The sequence below is a fragment of the Oscillibacter sp. UBA6647 genome, from assembly GCA_002455655.1.
In the GTDB taxonomy this organism is placed as follows: domain Bacteria; phylum Bacillota; class Clostridia; order Oscillospirales; family Oscillospiraceae; genus Oscillibacter.
This window is the reverse complement of sequence record DKLF01000121.1, coordinates 1-1,134: the sequence shown is the minus strand read 5'-3', so window position 1 is coordinate 1,134 and position 1,134 is coordinate 1. Positions and strand designations below refer to the sequence as shown.

General features: G+C 62.9%; 1 pseudogene. It reads right to left on the bottom strand.

From position 1 onward, the window contains the following. A pseudogene (locus tag B2W96_RS08910) lies at window positions 1–1,134 on the bottom strand (DNA mismatch repair protein MutS); the annotation flags it as partial.

Genomic DNA, 1,134 nt, shown 5'->3' with positions numbered 1-1,134 from the left:
CCATGTTGGGGCCGGTGATGATGGCCACCCGCTGCTCCCGTTCGCCCATAAACGTGTCGTTGGGGACAAACAGACTGTCCTTCAGCACCTGCTCCACCACGGGATGCCGTCCTCCGGTCACTTCAATCACGCCGGACTCATCCACATGGGGGCGGCAATAGCCGTTCCGGGCCGCCACGCTTGCAAGGGACCCCAGCGCGTCCAGCTCGGCTGCCGCCGCCGCGGTCTGCTGAATGCGGGCGGCCTCGGCCACGATTTTTTCCCGCAACCCGGTAAAAAGCTGATATTCCAGCGCCGTTACCCGCTCGGAGGCGGTGAGAATCTCCCGCTCCAAATCCTTTAGCTCCTGCGTGACATACCGTTCGCCGTTTGTGGTGGTCTGCTTGCGGACGTAGCTGTCAGGAACCTTGTCAATCATGGACTTGCTGACCTCGATGTAATAACCGAACACCTTGTTGAAGCCCACCTTCAGGGTGCGGATGCCGGTTTTCTCCTTCTCCCGGGCCTCAATGTCCGCAAGAAGGCCCTTGCCCCCGTTCATCACGCTGCGAAGCCGGTCCACCTCTGGGTCGTATCCGTCTCGGATAAAGCCCCCTTCCCGGACGGAAAAGGGCGGCTCGTCGCAGATGGCGGCGGCGATCAGTGCCCCCACGTCGGCAAGCGGGTCCAACAGGTCCGAAAGCTCACGAAGCCGCCGGTCGGAAAACGCGGACAGCCGCGCCGCGATGTCCGGCAGCTTTTCAATGGCGCAGCGCAGGGCCGCAAGGTCCCGCCCGCCGGCGGTTCCGTAGGTAATGCGGCCGATCAGCCGCTCCAAATCCCCCAGCCCGCTCATAGCGGCAATCAGTTCCTCGCGGCCGATGGTGTTGTCCACCAGCGCAGCCACGGCGGAAAGGCGGCTGTTGATGGCGGTGACGGAGAGCAAGGGCCGTTCCAGCCAGCCCCGCAGACACCGTCCCCCCATGGAGGTTTTCGTCTTGTCCAAAACCCACAGAAGGCTGCCGCGCCGCTCCTTGCCCCGCATTGTCTCGGTCAGCTCCAGATTTCTGCGGGAGCTTAAATCCAGCTCCATAAACCGGCCCTGCTCGTAATAGTCCAGGCGGTTGATGTGGCTCAGGTCCGTCTTCTGGGTTT